At 58.1% G+C, this 25,015-nt stretch carries 22 protein-coding genes, 5 tRNA genes and 1 pseudogene; 12 read left to right on the forward strand and 16 right to left on the reverse strand.

What is annotated here, in order from left to right; genetic code table 11:
* Positions 1 to 80 precede the first annotated feature (80 nt).
* Together AAIL67_RS02605 and AAIL67_RS02610 are read left to right on the forward strand one after the other, a co-directional pair.
* Positions 81 to 2,723 carry a [protein-PII] uridylyltransferase gene (locus AAIL67_RS02605; protein WP_063660803.1) on the forward strand — a complete coding sequence of 881 codons (2,643 nt, stop codon included), beginning with the start codon at positions 81 to 83 and terminating at the stop codon, positions 2,721 to 2,723.
* A 74-nt stretch (positions 2,724 to 2,797) separates the two neighbouring features.
* Positions 2,798 to 3,058, forward strand: a complete 261-nt coding sequence (locus tag AAIL67_RS02610; RefSeq protein ID WP_003056528.1) for a hypothetical protein — start codon at positions 2,798 to 2,800, stop codon at positions 3,056 to 3,058.
* Positions 3,059 to 3,123: 65 nt separating this feature from the next.
* Here AAIL67_RS02610 and asd read toward each other — a convergent pair whose 3' ends face one another.
* The gene (gene asd / locus AAIL67_RS02615) at positions 3,124 to 3,987 is read right to left on the reverse strand and encodes an archaetidylserine decarboxylase (RefSeq protein WP_343483330.1); all 864 of its coding nucleotides are present in this window, start codon (positions 3,985 to 3,987) and stop codon (positions 3,124 to 3,126) included.
* A 411-nt stretch (positions 3,988 to 4,398) separates the two neighbouring features.
* Here asd and infA point away from each other — a divergent pair, with 411 nt between their 5' ends.
* Both infA and AAIL67_RS02625 read left to right on the forward strand, forming a co-directional pair.
* Complete coding sequence (gene infA, locus AAIL67_RS02620; protein WP_003056533.1) at positions 4,399 to 4,656, forward strand: translation initiation factor IF-1; 258 nt, start codon at positions 4,399 to 4,401, stop codon at positions 4,654 to 4,656.
* 71 nt (positions 4,657 to 4,727) lie between these two features.
* Positions 4,728 to 4,804, forward strand: a tRNA-Pro gene (locus tag AAIL67_RS02625).
* A 525-nt stretch (positions 4,805 to 5,329) separates the two neighbouring features.
* On the opposite strand, the gene AAIL67_RS02630 is transcribed toward AAIL67_RS02625, so the two are convergent.
* The 3 genes from AAIL67_RS02630 to AAIL67_RS02640 form a co-directional block, all read right to left on the reverse strand.
* A tRNA-Met gene (locus AAIL67_RS02630) sits at positions 5,330 to 5,406 on the reverse strand.
* Positions 5,407 to 5,590: 184 nt separating this feature from the next.
* Positions 5,591 to 5,773, reverse strand: coding sequence for a CsbD family protein (locus AAIL67_RS02635; protein ID WP_063660994.1), 183 nt, complete (start codon positions 5,771 to 5,773; stop codon positions 5,591 to 5,593).
* 260 nt (positions 5,774 to 6,033) lie between these two features.
* Entirely contained in the window at positions 6,034 to 6,252 is a 219-nt protein-coding gene (locus tag AAIL67_RS02640; protein ID WP_343483331.1) for a hypothetical protein, read from the reverse strand.
* Positions 6,253 to 7,123: 871 nt separating this feature from the next.
* Here AAIL67_RS02640 and AAIL67_RS02645 point away from each other — a divergent pair.
* On the forward strand, positions 7,124 to 7,273 hold the full coding sequence (locus AAIL67_RS02645) for a hypothetical protein (protein ID WP_003066434.1): 150 nt from the start codon (positions 7,124 to 7,126) through the stop codon (positions 7,271 to 7,273).
* On the opposite strand, the gene AAIL67_RS02650 is transcribed toward AAIL67_RS02645, so the two are convergent.
* Positions 7,270 to 7,461, reverse strand: a complete 192-nt coding sequence (locus tag AAIL67_RS02650) for a hypothetical protein (RefSeq protein ID WP_343483332.1) — start codon at positions 7,459 to 7,461, stop codon at positions 7,270 to 7,272. The two genes, AAIL67_RS02645 and AAIL67_RS02650, sit on opposite strands and share 4 nt — an antisense overlap.
* Positions 7,462 to 8,067: 606 nt before the next feature.
* Here AAIL67_RS02650 and AAIL67_RS02655 point away from each other — a divergent pair.
* From AAIL67_RS02655 to AAIL67_RS02665, 3 genes are all read left to right on the forward strand, one after another.
* Positions 8,068 to 8,703: a TetR/AcrR family transcriptional regulator gene (locus tag AAIL67_RS02655; protein WP_224650479.1), complete on the forward strand. Its 636-nt coding sequence runs from the start codon at positions 8,068 to 8,070 to the stop codon at positions 8,701 to 8,703.
* A 71-nt stretch (positions 8,704 to 8,774) separates the two neighbouring features.
* Positions 8,775 to 9,965 (forward strand): FAD/NAD(P)-binding oxidoreductase, encoded by a 1,191-nt coding sequence (locus AAIL67_RS02660; RefSeq protein WP_034407685.1) that lies wholly within the window; start codon positions 8,775 to 8,777, stop codon positions 9,963 to 9,965.
* Between the two features lie 34 nt (positions 9,966 to 9,999).
* Positions 10,000 to 10,443: a DUF1641 domain-containing protein gene (locus tag AAIL67_RS02665; RefSeq protein ID WP_343483333.1), complete on the forward strand. Its 444-nt coding sequence runs from the start codon at positions 10,000 to 10,002 to the stop codon at positions 10,441 to 10,443.
* A 601-nt stretch (positions 10,444 to 11,044) separates the two neighbouring features.
* Here AAIL67_RS02665 and AAIL67_RS02670 read toward each other — a convergent pair.
* The 3 genes from AAIL67_RS02670 to AAIL67_RS02680 form a co-directional block, all read right to left on the reverse strand.
* Positions 11,045 to 11,120, reverse strand: a tRNA-His gene (locus AAIL67_RS02670).
* A 140-nt stretch (positions 11,121 to 11,260) separates the two neighbouring features.
* Positions 11,261 to 11,336: transfer RNA gene (locus AAIL67_RS02675), tRNA-His, on the reverse strand.
* A gap of 65 nt (positions 11,337 to 11,401) precedes the next feature.
* A complete protein-coding gene (locus tag AAIL67_RS02680) occupies positions 11,402 to 13,300 on the reverse strand; it encodes a SurA N-terminal domain-containing protein (RefSeq protein ID WP_343483334.1) in 1,899 nt (632 codons plus the stop codon).
* Between the two features lie 325 nt (positions 13,301 to 13,625).
* Here AAIL67_RS02680 and AAIL67_RS02685 point away from each other — a divergent pair, with 325 nt between their 5' ends.
* From AAIL67_RS02685 to AAIL67_RS02700, 4 genes and pseudogenes are all read left to right on the forward strand, one after another.
* The gene (locus AAIL67_RS02685) at positions 13,626 to 13,811 is read left to right on the forward strand and encodes a hypothetical protein (protein WP_034357042.1); all 186 of its coding nucleotides are present in this window, start codon (positions 13,626 to 13,628) and stop codon (positions 13,809 to 13,811) included.
* Entirely contained in the window at positions 13,808 to 13,996 is a 189-nt protein-coding gene (locus AAIL67_RS02690) for a hypothetical protein (RefSeq protein ID WP_034357039.1), read from the forward strand. Before AAIL67_RS02685 ends, AAIL67_RS02690 begins: the two co-directional genes overlap by 4 nt.
* 88 nt (positions 13,997 to 14,084) lie before the next feature.
* A pseudogene (gene rdgC, locus AAIL67_RS02695) lies at positions 14,085 to 14,368 on the forward strand (recombination-associated protein RdgC); the annotation flags it as partial.
* Positions 14,369 to 14,952: 584 nt separating this feature from the next.
* Complete coding sequence (locus AAIL67_RS02700; RefSeq protein WP_034357036.1) at positions 14,953 to 16,146, forward strand: GGDEF domain-containing protein; 1,194 nt, start codon at positions 14,953 to 14,955, stop codon at positions 16,144 to 16,146.
* Positions 16,147 to 16,391: 245 nt separating this feature from the next.
* Here AAIL67_RS02700 and AAIL67_RS02705 read toward each other — a convergent pair whose 3' ends face one another.
* The 8 genes from AAIL67_RS02705 to AAIL67_RS02740 all read right to left on the reverse strand — a co-directional run bounded on the left by AAIL67_RS02705 (position 16,392) and on the right by AAIL67_RS02740 (position 24,937).
* Positions 16,392 to 16,694: a hypothetical protein gene (locus AAIL67_RS02705; protein ID WP_034357033.1), complete on the reverse strand. Its 303-nt coding sequence runs from the start codon at positions 16,692 to 16,694 to the stop codon at positions 16,392 to 16,394.
* A 1,403-nt stretch (positions 16,695 to 18,097) separates the two neighbouring features.
* Positions 18,098 to 18,173 (reverse strand) — tRNA-Val (locus AAIL67_RS02710).
* 14 nt (positions 18,174 to 18,187) lie between these two features.
* Complete coding sequence (locus AAIL67_RS02715; RefSeq protein WP_003056615.1) at positions 18,188 to 18,460, reverse strand: HU family DNA-binding protein; 273 nt, start codon at positions 18,458 to 18,460, stop codon at positions 18,188 to 18,190.
* Positions 18,461 to 18,867: 407 nt separating this feature from the next.
* Positions 18,868 to 19,431: a CDP-diacylglycerol--glycerol-3-phosphate 3-phosphatidyltransferase gene (gene pgsA / locus AAIL67_RS02720; protein ID WP_224650465.1), complete on the reverse strand. Its 564-nt coding sequence runs from the start codon at positions 19,429 to 19,431 to the stop codon at positions 18,868 to 18,870.
* 60 nt (positions 19,432 to 19,491) lie between these two features.
* Positions 19,492 to 21,444: an excinuclease ABC subunit UvrC gene (gene uvrC, locus AAIL67_RS02725; RefSeq protein WP_034407677.1), complete on the reverse strand. Its 1,953-nt coding sequence runs from the start codon at positions 21,442 to 21,444 to the stop codon at positions 19,492 to 19,494.
* A gap of 205 nt (positions 21,445 to 21,649) precedes the next feature.
* Positions 21,650 to 22,636 (reverse strand): tripartite tricarboxylate transporter substrate binding protein, encoded by a 987-nt coding sequence (locus AAIL67_RS02730; RefSeq protein WP_224650464.1) that lies wholly within the window; start codon positions 22,634 to 22,636, stop codon positions 21,650 to 21,652.
* Between the two features lie 79 nt (positions 22,637 to 22,715).
* Complete coding sequence (locus AAIL67_RS02735) at positions 22,716 to 23,708, reverse strand: hydroxymethylglutaryl-CoA lyase (RefSeq protein ID WP_343483335.1); 993 nt, start codon at positions 23,706 to 23,708, stop codon at positions 22,716 to 22,718.
* A complete protein-coding gene (locus AAIL67_RS02740; RefSeq protein WP_045839639.1) occupies positions 23,705 to 24,937 on the reverse strand; it encodes a CoA transferase in 1,233 nt (410 codons plus the stop codon). Before AAIL67_RS02740 ends, AAIL67_RS02735 begins: the two co-directional genes overlap by 4 nt.
* Positions 24,938 to 25,015 lie beyond the last annotated feature (78 nt).

Here is a 25,015-nt window from a genome sequence, read left to right on the forward strand (position 1 = left end):
CACAGGCCTCAAGCCCAAGTCAGTTGGGTTAAGGTGACGCTCAAGCACTTGCCCCGTTGAAACGCTTTTTTCTACTGCGCATGACCTCCTCTGCCCACTCCTACGCCAACTCTGCCGACGTCTCCGACCTCTCCTCGCTACAGAGCCTGCGCGAGCAATACCGCGAGGCCAAGGCCCGACAGATGGAGTTGCTGCGCAACCCCACGCTGGGCAGACGCAGCGTGCGCGGAGTGCTGCACCATTTCAGTGAACTGGCAGACGGTCTGCTGCGCACCCTCTGGCAACGCGCACAGATGCCGCAAGGCGCGGCCCTGCTGGCCGTCGGCGGCTATGGACGCGCCCAGCTCTTTCCCTACTCGGACATCGATGTGCTGGTGCTGCTGCCCCAAAGCAGTGCACAGCCAGCTGTGGAATTTGCGAGCAACATCGAACAGTTCATCAGCAGTTGCTGGGATGTCGGCCTGGAAATCGGCTCCAGCGTGCGCAGCATTGCCGAATGCCTGCAGGAGGCCGCGCAGGACCTGACGGTGCAGACCGCCATGCTGGAGTCACGCCGCATCACCGGCAGCAAGGCCTTGTTTGCCGACTTCGAGCAGCAGTTCCGCGCGCAGCTCGATCCCAAGGCTTTTGTCGAAGGCAAGCTGCTGGAGATGCGCCAGCGCCACGCCAAATACGACTTCACGCCCTATTCGCTGGAGCCCAACTGCAAGGAATCGCCCGGCGGGCTGCGCGATCTGCACACCATGCTCTGGCTGGCCAAGGCCGCAGGCTTCGGCAACAGCTGGCATGAGCTGGCCGAGCAAGACCTGATCACCCATTTCGAGGTCCAGCAGCTCGAATCCAACGAATCCCTGCTCAGCCTGATCCGTGCCCGCCTGCATGCCGCTGCCGGCCGCCATGAGGACCGGCTGGTCTTTGACCTGCAGACCGCCGTGGCCGAAGCCTTTGGCTACCGCTCCACCACGCCGGAGGGCCGCAAGCTGGCCATGCGCGCTGGCGAGACCCTGATGCGTCACTATTACTGGGCCGCCAAGGCGGTGACCCAGCTGTGCCAGATCGTGCGCATGAGCATCGAAGAGCGCCTGAACCCCGGATCGCACGAGCTGATTCAGCTCAATGATCGCTTTTGCGAGAAGGCCGGCACCATCGAGGTGGTCAGCGACGATCTGTACGAGCGCGATCCGCACGCCATTCTCGAAACCTTTCTCATGTATGAGCAGCATGAGGGGCTGACAGGTCTGTCGACACGCACGCTGCGTGCGCTGTATGCCAGCCGCGATGTGATGGACAGCGCCTTCCGTCGCGATCCGGTCAATCGCGCCACCTTCATGAAGATCCTGCAGCAGCCGCGCGGCATCACCCATGCCATCCGGCTGATGAATCAGACCTCGGTGCTGGGCCGCTATCTCTGGCCCTTCCGCCGCATCGTGGGACAGATGCAGCACGATCTGTTCCACGTCTACACCGTGGACCAGCATATCCTGATGGTGCTGCGCAATGTGCGGCGCTTCTTCATGGCCGAGCATGCCCATGAGTATCCGTTCTGCTCCCAGCTCGCCGCAGGCTGGGACAAGCCCTGGATCCTGTATCTGGCTGCCATCTTCCACGACATCGGCAAGGGCCGAGGTGGTGATCACTCCGTGATCGGCGCCGTCGAAGTCAAGCGTTTTTGCCGCGCCCACCAGATCGACAAGGCCGATGCGGAACTGGTCGAGTTTCTGGTACGCGAGCACCTGACCATGAGTCAGGTGGCCCAGAAGCAGGACTTGTCCGACCCCGATGTGATTCGCGCCTTTGCCGAACGCGTTGGCAACGAGCGCAAGCTCACTGCCTTGTATCTGCTGACGGTGGCCGACATTCGCGGCACCAGCCCCAAGGTCTGGAGTGCCTGGAAAGGCAAGCTGCTGGAAGACACCTACCGCCTGACCCTACGCGTGCTAGGTGGTCGCGCCCCGGATGCCGCCGCCGAAATCGAGGCCCGCAAGCGTGAGGCGCTGGTGCAACTGGCCCTGTCTGCCCAGCCCTTTGAGTCCCACAAGAAACTCTGGGAGACACTGGACGTGAGCTACTTCATGCGCCATGAAGCGGCCGACATCGCCTGGCATACCCGCCATCTCTCACGCCATGTGGGCCAGGGCAAGCCCGTGGTGCGCGCCCGGCGGTCGCTGGCCGGCGAAGGCCTGCAAGTTCTGGTCTATGCACCCGACCAGCCCGATCTGTTTGCCCGCATCTGCAGCTACTTCGACCGGGCCGGATTTTCCATTCTTGATGCGCGCGTGCACACGGCCAACAACGACTACGCACTGGACACCTTCCAGGTCGTCGCCCCCACCATGCAGGAGCAATACCGCGAGCTCATGCACATGGTGGAAAGCGATCTGACCCAGACTCTGCTGCGAGGTGGCCCCCTGCCCACGCCATCGCAAAGACGGCTGTCGCGCCGCGTCAAAAGCTTTCCATTCGCTCCGCGCGTCATCCTGCGCCCCGATGAAAAAGCCCAACACTGGCTGCTGTCCATCTCCGCATCAGACCGCGCCGGCCTGCTCTACATCATTGCCCGCATTCTGGCCCAGCACCATATCAGCGTGCACCTGGCAAAGATCAGCACCCTGGGCGAGCGCGTGGAAGACACCTTCCTCATCGAAGGGCCTGAACTGCAGGACAACAACAGCCAGCTGCGCATGGAAACCGAGTTGCTCAAGGCCCTGGCCCAGCCCGGTTGAACCAGGCCCGGCAATTCGGGCTTTAGTTTGATGATTCGCTGCCGATAAGCAGTCACCACTACTACGGAAAGCCCATGCAGCTCGCCTCCAATGAAGTTGCGGCATCGCCGCCCACCACACGCAGTGGCCTGTTTCATATGCCGTTGTTTCGCCCCGGCACCGAGGTCACTCAGAATGGCCGACGCGAAATCGTCAGCCATGTCATCTTGCGCAGACGCGAACTGATGGTCTACCTCCGAGGTCACGATGACCCGGTAAAGCCCGATCGCCTGAGTCTTGCCCCCACGGTGTTCACCACCGAACGCCGGCCTGAACCACTGACCTGGTTTCTTTGATCCCTCAAAACAAGAAAGCCGCTGACGCTCATGGCATCAGCGGCTTTTTCTATGGAACCCAGCTATCAGCCCAGCTTGATCCGGGCGTTGGCCATGACCTGACCCAGTTGCACCGGCACCGCCGGCTGCCACTGCGGATTGAACTGCAGGCCTGCCGCTTGTGGAAACAGCATGACCACTGTGGAGCCGAGCTGAAAGCGGCCCATCTCCTCGCCTCTAGCCAGCATCACCGCTTCGGCACCTTCGTAATTCCAGGTCTTGATATGGCCTGGGCGCGGCGGGTTGATCAGGCCATGCCACACCGTGGCCATGCTGCCAACGATCGTCGCGCCCACCAGCACCAGCACAAAGGGCCCATGATCGGTATCGAACACGCAGACCACGCGCTCGTTGCGCGCAAACAGGCCGGGTACGCCACGTGCGGTTACCGGGTTCACCGAGAACAGATCCCCTGGCACATAGGTCATGCTGCGCAGCTTGCCGGCACAAGGCATGTGAATGCGGTGATAGTCGCGCGGGCTAAGATAGATCGTGGCAAAGCTGCCGTTATCGAACTGACGCGCCAGAGCCGCATTCCCTCCCACCAGAGCAGTCGCACTGTATTGATGCCCCTTGGCTTGAAAGATCTGCTCGCCTTCGATCCTGCCGAACTGACTGATCGCACCATCTACCGGGCAAATCCAGTCCGCCTGCGCCAGAGGACGAACACCGTCCTTGAGCGCACGTGTGAAAAAGGCATTGAAGGTCTTGTAGGCTGCGGGGTCGGGATTGGCTGCCTCGGCCATGTTCACCTGGTAGCGCTGGATAAAGCGACGAATGACTGCCGTCGTCAATCCGCCGGCCTCGGCTTGCGCCAGTTTTCCCATCAGCGCGGTCAGCGCCTGCTTGGGCAAGAAATATTGGGAAAGTACGGCGAGTCGATCAGACACAATGGAATTTTGCTATCAAAGTTATAGAGCTGTCGAACAGGATTCTAGCCAAGACCACGGCAGCGGCGGCTGTCTTTGGAGGCTACAGGCGTTTTACCCCATCCAGGCCACCGCCCAAGCGCGATATCTCAATGATGCAAGCGTCATGACAAAGACCCATGCACCCGTCTCATCGCTGCGACGCTTTACCCCTTTATGAGGGCATAAGCGAAGGCGAGACGCTACAATTCCAATGTTTAGCTGAATGCTGTTTCACAGCATGGCTTGATTGGATATCGGCCTTTTGTTCGGTCTGCGCAAACAGCGCAGCGCCCTTGCCACATTGAGGCCTGAGCAGTTGTACTGCTCAGGCCTTTTCCGTGGTGATGACGAGCAAGCGCCGCAACTGACCTTTTCTGAGAGATTGAACAAATGGCCAAGGAAGAACTGATTGAAATGCAAGGTTCCGTGACGGAAGTCCTGCCTGACTCGCGTTTTCGCGTCACGCTGGACAACGGTCACCAACTGATTGCCTACACCGGCGGCAAGATGCGCAAGCACCACATCCGTATTCTGGCTGGCGACAAGGTGTCGCTGGAAATGTCGCCCTACGATCTGACCAAGGGCCGTATTACCTTCCGCCACCTGGCCAACCGTGGCCCGGCCCCCACGACACCTCGTTCAAAATAAATAGCGCCTCATCATCAAAAATTCGCCACTTTCAAAAGATGCGCAATTTTTTGTAGTTAGAATAGAGGCTTCGGAGCGTAGCGCAGCCTGGTAGCGCATCTGCTTTGGGAGCAGAGGGTCGCGAGTTCGAATCCCGCCGCTCCGACCAAATGACAAGGGGTTAGATCGAAAGATCTAACCCCTTTTGTCTGTCTACGCTTCGCGACCTTGCCGGCTTATACGCGCCATCATATTTATTTGCGGCTTGGCAGACTAAGAACCGCCTTAACCCCCTGTGAGGCCGGCACGAAGCATCGATGCTTTGCGCCCTCATGGCAAGAAGACTGGCAGCCCCTCCCCTAATTCGAGCTTGCACACCTTCAGCCCAAAGTGACACAAGCAAGAGCTCTCCGTGAGCGATGAAGCAGCCCGCATCATCCACGCGACATGCCACCCGGGCGCGGCTTTGGCTGGCTCAAGGGAATAAGACAGAACCAGGGCCGCAGCAACCAGCTTTCGGCGGGCAGAAGGCAAAAGAAAAAGCCCCGGCTGCTACGGCCAGGGCTTTGGAATTGGCGCCAGGGGTTAAGCCATCTTTCAGTGCTACAACCTGAACCTAGCGATGCGTATCTTGCTCTAGAAATATGACAGACAGATGGCAAAAAGCCCTGACCGTTTCCGGCCAGGGCTTTATTGGTTGCGAGGGCCGGATTTGAACCAACGACCTTCGGGTTATGAGCCCGACGAGCTACCAGACTGCTCCACCTCGCGATATTCCGCGTCGGGGGCCGACCACCATTCCTAGGCGCCTGCATGATTTCCCCGACGCTTGCATTGTAGCACACATGTATAAATTTACAGCATGAATAGATATTCAGTAATGAATCCCCTCAGGAAGCAACACAAAAGTCAACTGGCCAACCTAGCGGGCTTTGCTCGTTAGGGCTCGTGCAGCTTACTTTTTGGCCGCCTCTTGAATCGCTTCTTTCAGATCACCTATCTTCTTCTGAGCGGTGCCTTCAACCTGCTTTACGATCCCCCTGGCTTCTTGCTCAGGACTGTCCATGTGTTCACCAAGCCTCTCCTGAATCCTGCCTTCCACATCCTTCAGCGTGCCCTTGGCTTGATCAGTATTCATGATGTCCTCCTTATGAACAAAGCCGCGAAATGCGGCTTGGGTCAAAGTTAAGCGCTAGTGAGGCCTACGGCCGTGGGACCTGCCAGGGCATCCATGTGATGCAAACCCTTGCACGCCATCAATTGTTCACAACGGCAAACGCAAAACAAAGGCGCCAGCGGATCATGCTTGGAACTATGGTCACGCCGCTGACTACCGCCAGGCAACCAGGGCATATGCCTCAGTGTTGCGATGAATGGCCGCTATTGGAGCATTCCTTATCAAGATACGTCAGCAGCATCCGAAATATCGACCAGAGGGAATGCCGACCGTGGATTCGACATCATGGCGGCCCTGACCAGACGCCAGCGCACAGAATTCAAGTGCTCCTTCTGCAGGACATAGGCTGCAAACAACACGCGATGGAGCTTCATGGACGTGGCTTGCAGTACAAACTGAGCCTGTCCAGCACCCAGTCCGGAATAGAAGGCAATGCTCATCTTCCTGCCGCAGAGGCTGGTACCGTTCCTCGGCACTGACACATCGCAGCCTCTTCCAACGGCCCTGAACCCAGCGCCCGCATCTATCCGGCAACTCTTGGCACCATTCAGTTTCATGCCTCTAGACATCGATCCTGTCTTTCTATAGTCCTGGGAATCAAACGGTTATTTGCAAACGATTCTCAATTGCGTTTATGATTCATCCCATGGTGCAGCGAGTCGCTGTACCACCTCTTCATCGTGGGGCGCTGACAAGCAGGGGCTTGCAGCGTTTTAGCTAGCCAGCGGCCCTCTCCTATTAGCCAAGCCTTTTTTCCACGATCGAGCCAATCAAGTCGCCAACCACAGCAGCACGGCCAAATACCGTTGCGCAATCACAAGCCTGTCTCCCGTCTGGAGCACCGGCCAGAGCTTTTCGACTACGCCATCACGCACCGCATATGGCTGGCAGAGTCCTGCACCAGATTGACGGCAAGCATCCAGCAAAACCCGGCCATCGCCGCTACTGACCCGCCGCCCTGCGTTGCAGCAACGAGCCCGAAGAGGATGAAAAACCATGGCCAAACCACTTGGCACCATCGCGCTTGCTGCCCGCCCCTCCGCTGCCGCAATACCCTGAGCCACTGGCCCGGCTTGGGCGGATGCCCCCCTTCCGCAACTTCATTCCGCTCTGGCAGTGCGATCCGAATCGCTGCACGCACTGCCTTTTCCTGCCCGTGCAAACAGCCTAGCGAATGGACAACAAGACCGTGCAATGCCTGTTTGAGAATTCGCGAGCACACCTCACAACTTACATTCCTGTCAACGAACTGCCACAGTCAAGCATTAAAAAGGGACTCATCAGCTTCCATCCACCCTTCAAGGAATAGCCATGACCTACCTGTACGCCGCCTATCCCGAACTCAAAGCGACGAATCAAGAGATCATGACGCCAATGCCTGACCCGCACTCTCCCGAAGAAGTTCTGCGGATACTGTCCCAGACCCCACCCGAAGGCGAGTACAGCGCCGACGCTTTCTAAACGGTCTCCAGATAAACCAAGCTACCCGAAGGTGGCTTTTTTGTTTGCGTTTCAGGTCTAGCGCCGGCCGCTCCCACGCCCGCCGTGGTGCTTATGCCCACCTCCATGACCACCTGACCGATGGCCATGATGCTTGTGGCCGTGCGGATGCCCGTAGTACCCATCATGGTGACGGTGCCCATAACCATGCCCGTGATGTGCATAGCAGCCAGACAAGAACAGCGCAAAGGCCGAGACTCCAAGTAACTTTTTCATAGCAATAAGTCTAGGTTATTCAATCGCTTACGGGTATTCGATGTGTAAGCAAGTGAAGCCCCTGCCATGCCTAGCCAGCCTTGAACTGGTTGTTGTTTCTGTAGCCTCATGTGACCCCGAATTTAGTGAACCACAACAGCCCCTCTTTCCAGAACCAGGATGGCTGCGATACGAGCCCTGGGATGAGGCTCAAGCGTCAGAAGTGCCCTGTCACCAGGGCCGATACCGCGCCGCTTGCGCGTCTCGAGTATCAAGCCCTGGAAGCAGGAGGACACAAAGCATGCCCAAGAGCGGCGTTGCCAGATAGTTCAAAAGACTCGAGCCAACTGATATGGCCAACGCATTCACCCGCCGGGCGGCCAGACGCAAGAAAGTTAACTCATCAGATATGAGAGCCCCATAGAGTTTCGACCTCTCCATACACAAAAAGCAAAAGCAAAAGGCGAGAGACCTGCCCAGCCAAATTGCAATCTCCAAAGATTTGGAAATTTCGATTTTCTGCAAACAGGGTTTACCCCTGTTTTCCATATCATCATTACGTGAAAAATAGAACGAAGATTCATTCTATTTTTACAATGCAAAAAGAACCTTGGACATTCTTTCCAAATTCCGGCTCCCGCCATATTCAAACTCTTAGTGTGGCTCTGAGGCTTTTTGTAAGGAATGGCTTCTTTAACACTTCAATCCAAGAGTTATGCACCGAGGCCGGAGTTTCTATCGGCTATTTCTACAACCATTTCACTGATAAAGAAGGCATTGCCAGGGAGCTTTATCGACACCTGCTCTCCCGCATGAATGTGCTGCTGGATGTAATTGAAGTGCAGCACGCAAGCAGCCGCGAACGCTGTGAAACCGTACTGCGCATGCTGTTCGCCTTGGCTGAAGCCGAGCCTGATGCAATGGGTTTTGTGGTCAACGCACGCCACCGCGAGTTCCTGCCAGAGGAGCAAGCGATCTGTTCCGCTTCCGCATTTGTCCGTATGCGCGGCTTTGTGTTCTCAGGCATGAAAGACGGCGAGATTCGCTCAATGGAACCCATGGTTGCCGCCAGTTTGATGTATGGCAGTGCAATCCGCATTATCTGCCTGCGCCTTGACGGATTGGTGGACACACCACTCGAACAACTCTTTGACTCCTTGTGGGAAGGAGTATGGCGCTCACTTCGGCCCGATTGAGTTTGGTTTCACGAACCGACACCTATCAGGTGCCGGCCATTTTCCGACTGAATGTTAAAAGGAGTAGCAGGATGGCGCATCACATATTGATCATTGGCGGTGGCATTGGCGGAACCATGACGGCCAATCATCTGGTCGTCAAGTTATATCCGGAACTGCTAAGCGGCAAGGTGCGCATCACCATGCTCTCCAATTCTCCTTGGCACTATTACAAGCCAGCCTTTATGTATGTGGCTTTCAATGCATTCTTCCGGGACGAACTGAGACGCAAACAACGTGGACTGCTGAGACCTGAAATCGACTTTCAAGTCGAGGAAGTGGAGAGCTTTGATTTTCCGGCTCAATCAGTCCAATGCAAAAGCGGAAAACGCTTTCACTACGACCATCTTGTGATATCCACCGGCTGCGTTCCTTCTCCAGAGCGCATTGCCGGCTTGGCCGAGGGCGGCGACCATTTCTACCAGCATGGGCCTGCCCGCAAATTGGCCGACAAGCTGACTCGTATCGAGAAGGGTCGAATATTCATCACCGTGACCTTCCCCAAGACCCCGAACGTCCCCCACCAGTGCGGCATCGCACCGATCGAGACGACTCTGATGCTCGACGATCTGTTGCGCCGCCGCGGAGTGAGAGACAAGGTGGAGATCATCTATACCTACCCCACGGTATCGCAATTGCTGCGTAACTGCCTGTTCCTTCAGAGGGATACCTGCGAGATCCTCCCCACGGTGTTCGAACAGCGCGGTATACGTTATCAGCGCGGGTTCACGTTGTCGCACGTGGACCCCGACGCAAAAATCGCCTATTCGGAAGAGGGTGAGTCAGAAGACTTCGACATTCTCATGGCCACTCCCCCCATTCGCGCAGTACAGGCCGTACGCGATAGCGGTATGTCCCAGGCACAGGATGGCGAAGGTTGGCTCCCCACTGACCACGAGACGATGCAAATGCTAGGCACCTCGAATGTCTACGTGCTCGGAGACACCGTGGATCTTCCTGTCAGCAAGGCCGGCGGCTCCTGCCACAGCCAGTCACCTGTTGTCGTCAACAACATCGCATCGCAAATCCGCTTCGACCGTACTTGCGACGCATACGACGGCCGAGTTGTGGCCATCGCGCAGATGGGACTCGATGACGGAATGCCTCTTTGGTATGACTACAAAGCAGATGTCAAGCCAACGCCTCCCACCAAGATCGGTGGAATGATGCGCAAGGGCTTCAATCGAGGCCTGTACTGGGCGGTAGCACGAGCTCTGGTCTAAGCCAGCTTCATGGATGCACACAAGGAGATTCGAGATGAATAGCACTACCGATATTCCGATGGCCGAGCACGAATCTGCCATGAAACTCAGTGCAGGTCTGCTGAACGACGATGCCGCTCTTCAGGGTTTGGCCGAACTCATGGCCAAACTCGAGCCTCTATTGGCAGGGCGCCGCCTGAACCGTGTCGTAGACATTCTTTCAGTGGCTGCCGATGCGGTCGATATGAGTGATGCGTACATGGTCGAAAAGCTGGCCAGAGCTTTCGAAGAAAGCGTATCTGCAGCATGGTCAGCCGGCAACGCGGCCCGTATGGCCGCAGCCCGGATGGAGCGACTCGAGACAACACCTACTTTAATTGGCCTTCTTCGCATGGCAGGTGAGCCAGATGTGCGCCGTGGGTTGGCGTTCCTGCTATCCATGGCTGGAGCATTGGGCCGGCAACATGCCCATGACCCTATCGACTACACAGCGGACTGAAGGCAAGTCCTTGGCAGTTCTGGCTCCAGCCCCCTCCGCCGCAGCCGGTCTTTCTTTTCTGGAGAGGCAATCAATCTATGAGGCCTTGCCTCCTGAATAGTTGTGCCGCCTGCGCAACGCCAAGCCTTACCCCGCCGAACCCTTCGGACAGATCAGCAAGGCACTGGCAGAGCACTTTGCACCACCAGTTGCAGTCGTTGAAGCAGATGAGCCAAACGCCTTTGCAATCACCCCCCATGTCCACCGATTGCATTCGCCGAGGTACTGCCACACATCTACAAATCCACAACGGATGACGAGCGAGCGACCATCTGGACCGCAGGAAAGGATGGCTGGCACGGCGCTGCGCTTGCCGTAGTGATGCCGCACACTGTCTGCTGGCGGGGCAGCCGCAGCTCTGCCCTGGCAGCACTTGAGGGTGCGCGCCGCTAACGGCACGCAGGTAGCGCAATGCAAAAGCCCGACCACTGTCGGCTTTCAAATACCGGCCAGCCTGTTTCGCGAGAAAGTAGAGCCTCAAAACCGTCTGTGCTCACTGCATAGCAGTGAGCTGCAAAAACAAAAATGCCCCACAAGCAAACCTGTGGGGCATTCTATAAACTGGGGTGGCTGATGGGACTCGAACCCACGACAACAGGAATCACAATCCTGGACTCTACCAACTGAGCTACAGCCACCGTAGAAGTCTCTATTCTACTTCAGAATTTGAGCCATCAAATCAAAATTGAGAGCAATAAACACTGAACTAGCAACGATTCAAGGCAAACACCTCTCATCAAATAAAAACGCTCTGCGCTGCAGAGCGTTTTTGAAATTCTGGGGTGGCTGATGGGACTCGAACCCACGACAACAGGAATCACAATCCTGGACTCTACCAACTGAGCTACAGCCACCGTAGAAGCATCTATTGTAATGCATAAATCAGGCCGAAAATAAACTCACACCTGATTTAAATGCCTTACTGTGGACGCGGCACCTTGATCTGGACCTTGAAGGTCTTCTTCAACTGTTCATAGTAGGCCATGACTTCAGCCATGGAAGACCACTGCGTGAACTGCGCCTTTTGCTGCTCCAGCACCTGAGCATCTTGCGCAGGACGCTGGGCAATGCGATTGACCTTGATCACGGCATAACCTGCATTGCCAAGATCGACACCCTCCCACGCGGGCAGGTCATTCGTGGGGGCGCGCAATGCCGCATCCAGCACTTCACGCGGCAGATCCCTGGCTTGATCGCGACCCACCTCGACAGCCACGGGCAGTTGAGCTGCTTCAGGCTTGGCCTTCCATTCGGCCATCTTTGCCTTGCCTTCCTGCTTGGCCAGCTCTGCGGACTGGTGCGCCACATACAGCTGCTTGAGCTTCTCCCCCACTTCATCCATGGACTGGGTGTGCGCAGGAGCATAGCTCAGCACACGACCAGCCACCAGGTTGCTGGGGGCCAGCTCCACTGCGTCGGTATTGCGCTTGTTCTCCAAAGAGTCTGCGGAGAACAGTGCCTCAAGGAAGCGCTTGTTGGCCAGAGGGCCTTGCGCATCAGGGGCTGGCTCACGCGTCACGTTCTCGACCTTGTGAATGCTCAGCTTGAACTTCTCGGCCACAGGCTTAAGGCTTTCGGACTGCTCGTAAACGGCGTTGGAGAAGGCTTCGGCCGCCTCTGCAAACTTGCGCTGAGCCTGTTGTTGCTTGAGATCTGCTTCCAGCTTGGGGCGCATTTCCTCGAACGAGGGCACCTTGGGCTGCTTGATGCCGGTCAGCTCGATGATGTGAAAGCCAAAGTCAGACTCGACCACATCGCTGATGTCGCCCTGCTTCATCTTGAAAACGGCTTCTTCAAATGGCTTGACCATGGCCTCGCGGCCAAAGTAACCCAGATCACCACCATTGGCAGCAGAGCCGGGATCCTGCGAGTTGGCCTTGGCTACCTGGGCAAAGCTCTTGGGATCTTTGCGTACCTGGGCCAGCAATTGCTCAGCCTTGGCCTTGGCTTTTTCACGCTCTGCAGCCGGAAGATCCTTGGCCGCATTGATCAGGATATGGCTTGCACGACGCTCTTCGGGACCAGCAAGACGGGCAGCATTTTCCTTGTAATAGGTGCGCAGGTCGTCTTCGCTCAGAACAATGCCTTGCTGTACAGCGGCCAGGTCCAATTGGACATACTCCACCGTTGCTGCCTCTAGCTGTTTGAACTGGTTGGTGTGTGCTTCATAGAAAGCCTTGAGCTCGGCCTCCGTGGGCTGGACCTTGCCTGCAAAGGCACTGGCATCAAACCGGGCAACTTGAATTTCTCGGCGCTGATACAGGGCGTCCATGGCCTGCTGCAACTGCGCGGCAGTCGTGAAGCTGGTCGAAGAGACGGAACCCAGTACCTGATTGAGTGCCAGTTCACGACGCAGATTGGCTTCAAACCCTTCGGGAGTCATGCCCTGCGAACCTACCAAAGCCTTGTAGGCTTCCGCATCCAGCGAGCCATCTGGCTTTTGCAAGGACGCAATCGCGGGGATTTCACGCAAGGTACGCACCAACTGTGCATCGGGCGTTGCCAGGTGCATCTTGGCAGCAGCTGCTGCCAGCACGCGATCACGCACCAGCTTCTCCAGCGTGGCATAGCGCGCCTCTGGCGAGTCGAGCAGCTTGGCATCCATGGTCGGATTCTGCGCACGCAGGCGGTCGCTTTCAGCCCTGTGAGCGTTGTCCCAGTCCTGCTGGGTGATGTCATGCCCATCCACGCGGGCCACAGTCTGGCTGGACTCGGTGAAGTAGTTCTGGTTGACTCCGACAAAAATGAAAGAGGGAATGATCAGCAAGAACAACAAGATCATCACGAACTTGGAATGCTTGCGGATGGATTCGAACATGGTCAATCTTTCTGCGGCAGCAAAAATAAAGGCGAACTTGCGTTCGCCTCATTAACAATGGTGAAAGCCGTGCGACCCGCTGCGCCACCGACCGGGCCTCTACAGGGCACTGATGCTCTACAGAACTGCCATCCAACCTCCACCAACAGGGTTAGGCTAATCCTGTCCATTCTAACTGCCAGCTTTTCCATTGCCGCTGTCTAGCCAGGGCATCTTGCATAGAAATACCCCGAGCAACCGTCACCTCCAGTAGCAATAAACGCCAAAACGCAAGGGAGGCTTAGAGCTCTCCAAGCCTCCTTTGCGCTTTAGTGGCGGGTACTGAATGTCTCGAACCGCCGAGCCACTCTGCGCAAAGGTTTATACCTTCAAAAATATCAGCAACTTGCCCGCACAAGCAGATGAGCCAACCCTCCCCATCAAGACGCTGAGCGATGAATTCGCGTGCCCCGGCATGCACACCGGGCGACTGGATGAAAAGACCGTTCAATGCCTGAAAGTGAACCAATGACCAGAATCCCCAGTGAAGCAAGCCGCGATTTCACAGTGCTCGGCTGGCCAGCCCTGTCATCTGGAGCGCCTGCCGAGCGCTACATCCAGCCCTGGGACAGCTATGACGGTAAAGAGTTGCGGCGCACACCGGGCATTAGCCGCTTTCGTGTGTTTGAGCTGCCAAGCCGCGCCATGGCCCGCTGATCTATTCCAACAGCACGCGGCTCCCCTACCCCCACCCCATCGACAATACGACCCGCTGCTCAGCGGGTTTCGCTTTTCTGGAACCAAGGTGCTCAAGAGCATGATCATTTACCGCATTGCCAAGAGCTGGCAAAACAATCTGCAGGTGCAGGAGGATGGCCTGCAAAGACAATGTTCGAGGAGTACGGCGCGCCCCACGAACGCGCCGCTGGCTGAGCAATGGGCCATGCGCTTCATGACCGAGACCAACGTGCTGCCGGCCAGCGGCTCAACCGCAAAGTCAACGAGAAGGCCAACCGCCGCAAACCTGGCAAGAAAGAGCTCCGCGATCTCAAGGATGAGCCTAAGCTGGATCTGCTGCCCATGATCTTCGCCAGTGGCTGACATGCGCGCCCAAGGAGCGGAGCTCTAGCGCCAGCGTCGCCTGGCATCCAAGGCGGATCACAAAGGCTGGCAGGTGGCATCCAGCCCGAGAAGCTGGATGAGGCAAGCCCATAAACGGCTTTGCCAGATGACACAGAAGGCAGACGACAAGCCACCGGAGCCCTCACGAAGCCTCATGGCTTCGCACTGCAGTGCACAGCAAGCCGTACACCCTTCAAAAGTCCGCCCAGCAATACAAGAAGCTGGCCATAAAGGCAGGCTGGTTATTCAGATTCAGGAGATTAAAAAGGTCACTGCATAAGCTTCAAAAATCGCACGGAAGTTACATGCTAGCGATGAATGCGAATCAATAACCTGGAACGATTTTCATTCATAGCAGAAAGTCTTGGCATTGACAATTTTTGACTGATTTGCCACTCCAAACAAGAAGCAGGCTGACATAGATGAGGGAGGACACACGCTGTAATAAATTGTGACGCCAATAGCGAAGCACATGTACGGTGAAAGTAGATTGTCGCTTTTCGCTCAAGGAACAGGCGCTACCGCTCTTCGATCGAGGAGGCTCTGGTCATATGTTCGCGAATAACGACCTCTTGGTTCTGACGCCACCTCTGGCGATCTTTGTTCTGGCAGTCATATTGGTCGTGGCCTGGCTCGCCCAACGATCTCAGCGCTTTCTGCTTTGGCAAGCTTGCGCCTATTCACTCACTGCACTGCCTCTTGCAGCTCAAACCTTGATGCCCCTGGAGGAGCTCACTCGCTTCGCACTCCTGATTGGCAGTTTCTACCTGCTGAGCGCTTGGTGCCTTGCGAAAAGTTGGGCAGAGAGATGGCGTGTATCGGCCCAGCCACTTGTAGCGCTACTGATTGCCAGTATCACTTTAGCTGCGTTGTATTACTTTAGCCGGATCAACCCCAACGTCTGGGCTCGAGTGAACTCCTTCAGTGTTGGTTCAGGCCTTGTTTTACTGCTACCTATCCTCCAGGTCTATTCAAGGAAGAGCTCATTTGACTGGCTCGACAAGTCACTGCTCTGGCTGAGCATCATTTTCACAGCCTACACCCTTACTCGACCCATGATTATTTCGCTGCTGGGATACCCGGATCCGCAGTCATTTCCAAGATCGCCGTATTGGCTCTTGACACTGGTGAGCATATTGAACTTCGCGATACTCTTTACCGTGGTCATGACCGCCATTGCCGCAAAGGAAACTGTTGGCAAACTACAGAAAGAACGTGACCTTGATACTTTGACCCAGATATTGAATCGCAGATCCTTCCATGAATATGCCTTGAAGCTTTTAACCGATATGAGACTCTATCCCATGGCAGTGCTGGCCTGTGATATAGACCACTTCAAACGAATCAACGATACCTGGGGCCACGAATGTGGCGATAAGGTGCTGCAGCTTGTCTCCACGACTCTGCAAAACCATGTACGAGAGCGCGACCTCGTCGCACGGTTCGGTGGCGAAGAGTTTGTGATTCTGTTGACCGACATCGCACTGCGAGATGCAGAAGAAATTGCTCAACGCATCCGACGAGACCTCAGCTCGAATAGAGACACTCTTCTCTCCGGCACAAAATTGACCATGAGCTTTGGGATTTCATCGATCACCGATCCATCCCAGCTGGACCATGCCTTGAGAGAAGCCGATCAGCTTCTTTATCAGGCAAAAAATGCCGGACGTGATCAAGTGCATGTATCGGGAGTGAGTTATCCAGATATCTCTCTCGAGAGCACTCATCCCAGCCTCGACCCATAGTTGCAAGAGACCTGCCGCAGCGCTTTGTGAAAACCCTGTAGCGGGAGCTTTCCCAGCCTGCCACTGAGCGGGCTTTTGGCGCTCGAGCAATGCTCAAGAACATGACCATTTAGTGCCCAGCCATCGACTGGCAGGGCGATCTACAGGTACAGGAGGATGTGCCCCACAACAGACCTTCTTTGCCGACTGCTACTGCTCCACACAGGAGCGCTCGGAGGTCGCCCATCTTCGCAACCGCTTGGCGGTCAAAGCCAGGAAGCCAGCATCACCTCAATATTCGACCGTATTTTTTCAAGCGTCTCCTTAAAGCGCTTGCCCTCCTCGGCCAGCCTCTCGTAATCGGACTCTTGCTTGCTCTTTAGGGCCGCGAGATGCAGATCTAACTTAGCGCGCTGCCTCATGGCTTGATCCAAAAGCCTCTCCGCTTCCACTTGATCGGCAGCGTTCGCACTCATTTTCTGTGCACGCTTCATCAACACATCGATATGAACCAAGTCCGCTTCAGACTCGCGGATGTGTCTTTCAGCCATCTGTTCGATCGTTTCCATGGCGACCTCCTAGCTAGGGACCGTCGCGTGAAGAGTCCTGCCAAACTGGTTGATATTCCGGTCCTCTCGGAACACACCCATCAAATCAGCCATTCCCTCGCTGTTGCCCTAATCCATAAGGTACCGCATCTGCCCAGCCCACAACAAGTGGGCGCTACCCAACACCATGAGCCCAATGAGCAAAACCGCTGGATTGGAATCTTCAGCACCAGCAATCTCCAGCTTCTCAAGCTGAGCAGCCAGCCACCAAGCAGGCTCGTTTTCTGGAGCCAATGCTTACACCTCAATTCGTGCGGGCACTGCCTGCCAAGCTGATGAATTGACCTGTTGACCGGTGCCTGTGATGCCAGTACAGGCATTGAGCAGGCCAGCGGCCGCTCCATTGACACGGGGATCAACCATGACCTGACGCAGTCGGCGCGCACGATGCCAACACCGCCCCTAAAGACTCACCACTATCGCGCGGACATTCGGAAGATGTGCCGCGCGAAGCTACAGGCGGGTAGCCGTAGACCTGCTGAACGTATCCGGCTCACCGGCAAACGCTAGGTAACCGTGGACATAATGCAGCGTATGCTCATGCATGCGTGAGCGCTATAGCGCCCAGGACTTCCCGCCGAGCTACATCATTGATCACCAGGCTGCAGACTAGCCTTCCGCAAAAACGGCCCGGGAGCGAACGGTCGGCAACAGCGTCAACCCTCTGGCTGATCGTGACCGGGAACAACAACGAAGCGAGCCCGCACAAACAACCAAATGAGCAGACTTTCTAGCAGTCCTATCCAAGTCCCAGTCTTTAAGGCCGCGGATTAGGATTCGCAGGAGATGGCTCAGGCCTCGGCACTGCTGCTCCAGGATCTGGCTGTGGTCGCTGTATTCCCTCCATTGCCGGCGGCCGCGTTTCCAGTTCAGGCTTTGGTGCTTTGTCATCGCAGGCGCTCAGCGCGCCAGCGGCCACCAGCAACGCAATAGCAGATAGAGATTTCATGATTGGCCTCCTGTCATCGAACATATGAGCATGCTAGGCCGACCAGTTACGCGAAATGGAGCCAATTTTGCAAAACTCACACCCTGAGACACTCATCAGTATTCGCTCTGATTTCACCTTATTTATGCTTGTCCGATGAGCGAGACACCAATCTAGAAAGCTCCGGAGACACTTGAAAAGCAGGTATGAGAGCGAGAGCGTAAGAAGCCCGAAAAGATGTAACCCCGGCCCGCCGCCGCGCGCTTTTCTCAAGTTGCCATGAGCTCTCCTGCCGGGCGCCACGCTGAGCTCAGGCAGCCTGGCAAGCAACGATTTTGGTTGGTAGAGGCGGCTTGTGGAGGCTATTTGGGTTGGTAGAGAGGGCAAAGAAAAAGGGCTTAGATCGCTCTAAGCCCTTGATTTCTTTAGTTTTTAGTGGTGGGTCCTGACGGTCTCGAACCGCCGACCTACTCCGTGTAAAGGAGCCGCTCTACCAACTGAGCTAAGGACCCACTAAAACTGGGTGTCAGTTCAGAGCATCTTTCAATGCTTTGCCCGGACGGAATTTAGGCACCTTGGCCGCTTTGATCTTGATGGAATCGCCGGTGCGAGGATTACGACCGGTGCGAGCTGCACGCTTGCCAACAGCAAATGTGCCAAAACCAACAAGCGATACTGTACCACCTTTTTTCAGTGTTTTCTTCACTGCGTCGATCGTGGAGTCCAGTGCACGCGCAGCTGCGGCCTTGGAAATATCGGCGTTGTTAGCGATGTGCTCAATCAGTTCGGTTTTATTCACAAGATGCCTCTCGAGAAATAAGTGAATGGAATGTCTCTGCAAACGCAGACCTTGCGTAGCAAGAAACCAGTCGCGATAAAGACGGAAGCCAGCCTATCAGTTTCTGCGTATGGGCAAGCCCATTTCTACCTGAAGCCGCTGACATTTTTGACGCCAACTCGCGCTGCGCATTCCAGCGACAGGACCAGATTCTATGCGGTTTTTGAGCGGGTTCGGCCATCCACAGCGGCTTTTTTCAAGCTTCTTCCGTGTCGGCTTCACCGATTGACAACAATTGACAAAATCTGCAGTCCGATCAAGTCATGCGATGCGCCGCCGCAAAGTCTTTTTGCTGCTCCGAAAGCAGCCCGCCAGATAGCAAAAAGCGCTTGATGAACAAGCGCTTTCAGAGAGCTCCACTTCGGATGTCAGAGCCTGGCACGAATTTCGGGCAATGCCTTTTGCAGGTAGTAGACCATGGACCAGACGGTCAGCACCGCAGCAATCCAGATCAGCCACTGCCCCCAGACGCCGGTATCGACCACTCCGAACGCCACTCCGTCATAGAGCAGAAAGGGAATGGCCACCATCTGGGCCATGGTCTTGGCCTTGCCGATCATGTGCACGGCCACGCTCTTGCTGGCACCGATCTGAGCCATCCATTCGCGCAGCGCCGAGATTGCGATCTCGCGTCCGATGATGATCAGCGCCACGAACACATCGGCGCGTTGCAGATGAACCAGTACCAGCAGCGATGCACAGACCAGAAATTTGTCGGCAACGGGATCTAGAAAAGCACCGAATGCCGATGTCTGATTGAGCTTGCGCGCAAGATAACCATCGAACCAGTCGGTGGCGGCAAACACGATGAACATCACGGTGGCGATGAGATTGCGGGTTGCCTGATCCAGCGGCGCGTAAAACACCCCCACGATGAGCGGAATCGCCACGATCCGCGTAAGGGTCAGCACAGTAGGGATGGTGAAGAACATGGGTGTCATTGTGTCACGAGCACGCAGCGCCAGCGCGGATTCGCGCTCGCGCAGCCTGCATCAATGCAGTGCCTTGTAGATTTCTTCGGCCAGCGTTGCGGAAATGCCCTCCACCGTCATCAGATCGTCCACGCTGGCATCGGCCACGCCGCGCACGCCGCCAAAACGCTGCAGCAATCGCGCCCGCTTCTTGGGCCCCACGCCGGCAATGTCTTCCAGAGAGCTGCTGCCTGTGCGCACCTTGGCGCGGGCCGCGCGCATGCCGGTGATGGCGAAGCGGTGCGCCTCGTCGCGAATCTGCGCCACCAGCATCAGCGCCGCCGAGTCATGGCCCAGGTAGACCTTGTCGCGCCCATCGGCAAACACCAGCTCTTCGAGGCCGACCTTGCGGCCCTCGCCTTTTTCCACGCCCACGATGCGCGACAGATCAAGGCCCAGTTCCGTGAACACCTCGCGCGCCATGCTGACCTGGCCCTTGCCGCCGTCGACCAGCACCAGATCCGGCAGATGCGGCTGCTTGCCGGTCAGCTCGGCGCCGCCCGCCTCGCGCTGCGCCTCGGCCACGGGCTTGTAGCGGCGCGTTAGCACCTGGCGCATGGCTGCATAGTCGTCGCCACCTGTGATGCCTTCGATATTGAAACGGCGGTAATCGCTGCTCTGCATCTTGTGGTGATGGAACACCACGCAGGACGCCTTGGTGCTTTCACCGCTGGTGTGCGAGATATCGAAGCATTCGATGGTCAGCTCGTCGAGATTCTCGACCGGCAGATCCAGCGCCTCGGCCAGGGCACGCGTGCGCGCCTGTTGCGAGCCTTCCTCGGCCAGCAGACGGGCCAGCTGGATGTCGGCATTTTTCTGTGCCATCTCCAGCCAGATGCGGCGCTGCTCGCGCGGCTGCTGGACCACGGTGATGCGCACGCCGGTCTGCTCGGTCAGCAGTTCCACCAGCCGCTTCTCCACGGGATGGCTGACGATGAGCGTGGGCGGCACGGCCACGCCGACATAGTGCTGGGCGATGAAGGCCTCCAGCACCAGCTCCTCCACGGGCCGCGCCTCGGCCGCGGCGTCCACCTCCTCCTCGCTGGAGTAGACCGATGCGGCATCGCCCAGATTCGCCGGAAAGTAAGGCCGATCGCCCAGGTGGCGGCCGCCGCGCACCATGGCCAGGTTGACGCAGGCGCGGCCGCCCTGCACGCGCACGGCCAGGATGTCCACATCCTTGTCGTCCGTGGTTTCGATCGCCTGCTGGTGCAGCACGCGCGACAGGGCCGTGAGCTGGTTGCGCACCTCGGCCGCCTGCTCGAACTCCAGCTTGTCGGAGTGCGCCATCATGCGCGCTTCAAGCTGCTGCAGCAGCTCGCTGGTTTCGCCGCGCAGCATGGCCTCGGCATTGCGCACATCCAGCGCATAGGCCTCGGGCGATATCAGATCCACGCAGGGGCCGGTGCAGCGCTTGATCTGATAGAGCAGGCAGGGCCGGCTGCGGTTGGCGAACACCGTGTCTTCACAGGTGCGCAGCCTAAAGACTTTCTGCAGCAGCTGAATGCTTTCCTTGACCGCCCAGGCACTGGGGTAGGGGCCGAAATAGCGGTGCTTCTTGTCCACGGCGCCGCGGTAGTAGGCGATGCGCGGGAACTCCTGAAACGCCGGTTCGCCCTCCTTGCCGTCACGATGCGCCACACCGGTGATCTTGAGATAGGGATAGCTTTTGTCGTCTCTGAACAGGATGTTGTACTTGGGGTACAGCGTCTTGATGAGGTTGTTTTCCAGCAGCAGCGCCTCGGCTTCCGAGCGCACCACCGTGGTCTCCAGCCTCGCGATCTTGCTGACCATATGGCCTATGCGCGTGCCGCCATGGTCCTTCTGGAAATAGCTGGAAACGCGGCGCTTGAGGTTGATGGCCTTGCCCACATAGAGCAGGACACCGGCAGCATCGAAATAGCGATAGACACCCGGCAATGGCGGCAGCGCGGCCACCTGGGCCAGCAGTTCGGCGGAATGCGTGGAAGACATGGGCGCTATTGTCCGCGCATGTGGACGAATCCGGCAGCAAGCGGTGCAAACACCGGGCAGTCTGTAGCACCTCAATAAAAGGAGCTGCTAGCGCCTGATCAGATTGAATTTCAGATAGTTTTCAACCTGAAATCTTTATCAATCGAGCGATAGAAGCTCCTTTTTTTAGAGCCAAGGATGCAAGGAAACCCCTGCGGCTTGCAGCTTACTCGGCTTCGATCTTGGACGACTTCACCACCTGCGCCCAGTTGCCGTATTCGGTCTTGACCATGGCCGCCAATTGCTGCGGGTTCATATAGTCTGCCGTGGCGCCCTGCTCTTCGGCCTTTTTCCTGAAGGCGGGGTCCTCCACCACCTTCTTGATATCGGCAGCCAGCTTGTCGATCACGGGCTGTGGCGTGGCCTTGGGCGCAAACACGGCAAACCAGGAAGTGGCGTTCACGCCCGGGTAGCCGGCTTCCGCCGTGGTGGGCACATTGGGCAGACTGGGCAGGCGCTGCTTGCCCGTCACGGCCAGCACGCGCAGCTTGCCGCTTTGCACATGAGGCATGAAGGGAGGCGCGGTGCCGAAGGTCAGGTCCACCTGACCGCCCAGCAGGTCCTGCAGCGCCGGGCCCGTGCCCTTGTAGGGCACATGCACCATCTTCACGCCGGCCTGCTGCTCCAGCATGGCGCCCGTCACATGCTGCAGCGAGCCGTTGCCCGACGAGGCGTAGTTGAGCTTGCCGGGATTGGCCTTGGTGTAGCTCACCAGCTCGGCCAGCGTCTTCACCGGCAGCTCGGAGCGCACCACGATGATCTGCGGTGCCGACAGCACATTGGCCACGGGGGCAAAGTCGCCCTGCTCCCAGCTCTTGGCCTTGGTCAGGTGGGGCGAGATGACGTGGTAGCCCGAGTACTGCATCAGCAGCGTGTAGCCGTCGGCATCCGCACGCTTGACCAGATTGGCGGCAATGGCGCCGTTGCCGCCGCCCTTGTTGTCCACCACCACCGATTGCCCCATCACCGGCGCCAGCGCCTGTGCGGCCATGCGGCCGGCCAGATCTGTGGTGCCGCCTGCGGCTGCGGGCACGATCATCAGCACGGTTTTGCTGGGATAGCTGCCCTGGGCCATGGCCGGGGCGCTGGCCAGACCGGCGGCGGCAGTAGCCGCAGCCAGCATGAAATAAAGGCGTTGACGTTGAACAGTCATGTTTGTCTCCTTGTTGGAATGTTGAACTGCGCCAGCTCCTTCCCCCGAAAGAGCCGCTGCAGCGGGGGCAAAAACCGTCTCAGGCCCTGGCCTGGGCGCGTTCCTTAATCTCGGCAAAATCCGCGGGCGGCCGGTGCAGATCCCAGCGCGCACCGGCCTTGACGATCTGACTGGGCGTCTCGTGCCCTATCAGGGCGGGCAGGCTGCGCGCGGCCGCGACGATGCGATCCAGGTCCGTGCCCGTGTCATAGCCCATGAGCTGCAGCGCATGCACGATCTCTTCGGTGCAGGCATTGCCCGAGGCGCCCGGCGCATAGGGACAGCCGCCCAGACCGCCAATCGAGGCGTCAAAGCGATCCGCTCCCGCAGCGATGGAGGCCAGCACATTGGCCAGCGCCATGCCGCGCGTGTTGTGGAAATGCAGGGTCAGGCCCAGCTGCGGCCAGCGCGCCTTGAAGGCCAGGACCATGGAATGCACCTGGCTGGGATAGGCCATGCCCGTGGTGTCGCACAGCGTGATGCCCTGCACGCCCAGATCGGTAAAGCGCTGCACCCAGGCCAGCACTTCGGCCTCGGCCACATCGCCCTCCATGGGGCAGCCAAAGCAGCAGGAAAGCGACACGTTGACGGGCGTTGCCGCCTGCTGCGCCGTGGCGATCACCTGCCTGAGCGCCTCGAAGGACTGGCTGCGCTGCATGCGCAGATTGCAGAGGTTGTGCGTCTCGCTGACCGACATCACCAGATTGAGCTCGTCAGTCTGCGCATCGATGGCGCGCTCCGCGCCGCGCACATTGGGCACCAGCGCCGTGTAGACCGTGCCCGGTCGGCGCGCAATCTCGCGCATCACGATCTCGCCGTCGCGCAGGGCCGGGATGGCCTTGGGCGAGACAAAGGCCGTGACTTCGATCTTGGACAGGCCCGCCTCGGACAGCGCATTGACCAGCGCGATCTTGTCCTCGGTGGACACAAATGCCTGCTCCATCTGCAGACCGTCGCGCGTGCCGACCTCGTTCATATGGATGCGGCGACCCGCACCAATCCACACCGTAGCATTCAGGTCGGCGGCCATCATTGGACAATCCCCTTGGCGCGCAGCTGCGCGATCTGCTCGGCGCTCAGGCCGATCTCGGCCAGCACGGCATCGGTGTCGTCGCCCACATGGGGGGCGCTGCTGCGCACCGTGCCCGGCGTCAACGAAAGCTTGGGCACCACGCCGGGCACCTGCAGCTCGAAACCATCGCGGGTGCGCTGGGTCAGAATCATCTCGCGCGCCTGGTAATGCGGATCCTCGGCAATATCCTTGGCCGTGTAGACCTTGCCGGCCGGCACGCGTGCCGCGCCCAGCTCGTCCATCACCGTCTGCACGCTGCGCGCCTGCGTCCAGGCGCCAATCGCGGCATCAATCTCGGCCACGCGCTGGACGCGGCCCGCGTTGTCGGCCAGATCGGGCGCATCGGCCAGATCCTGACGGCCGATGGCCGTCATGAGTCGCTTGAAGATGGAGTCGCCATTGCCCGCCACCAGCACCCAGCCATCCTGGCAGGGGTAGGCATTCGAGGGTGCAATGCCCGGCAGCGCGCTGCCGGCGGCCTCGCGCACGGCGCCAAAGGCACTGTACTCGGGGATCAGGCTCTCCATGATGTTGAACACGGCCTCATGCAGGGCCACATCGATCACCTGGCCGGGACCGCCGTTCACCTTGCGGTGATACAGAGCCATCATCACGCCGATCACGCCGTGCAGGGCCGCCAGCGTATCGCCGATCGACACGCCCACGCGTACCGGCACCCGGCCCGGCTCGGCCGTCAGATGGCGCAGCCCGCCCATGGCTTCGCCGATCACGCCAAAGCCCGGCAGATCGCGATAGGGGCCGGTCTGGCCATAGCCAGAGATGCGCAGGATCACCAGGCCTGGGTTGATGGCGTGCAGCTCCTCGGGCGACATGCCCCAACCCTCCAGCGTGCCGGGACGGAAGTTCTCGACCAGCACGTCGGCTTCGGCAATCAGCTGACGCGCCACGGACTGCGCCTCCTGCTGGCGCAGATCGAGCGCGACCGAGCGCTTGTTGCGCGACTGCACCTGCCACCAGACGGAGGTGCCTTCCTTGATCAGGCGCCAGTTGCGCAGAGGATCGCCCGCACCGGGCGCTTCGATCTTGATGACATCGGCACCAAACTCGCCCAGGGTCTTGCCACAGAAGGGGCCGGCAATCAGCTGGCCCATTTCCACCACTTTCACACCTTCCAGCGCGCGCGGCGTGGCAGTCTGTGTGGCAGGGTCTTGGATATTCATGGTCGTCATCCGTTTGTCTCTCGATGGTTGTCTTGCTGTGCCGCTTTGCGTTGACCAACACCAGGCAAAACGGCTTTTCAATCATCT

It is taken from the genome of Comamonas sp. A7-5, from assembly GCF_039581385.1.
GTDB lineage: Bacteria > Pseudomonadota > Gammaproteobacteria > Burkholderiales > Burkholderiaceae_C > Comamonas > Comamonas thiooxydans.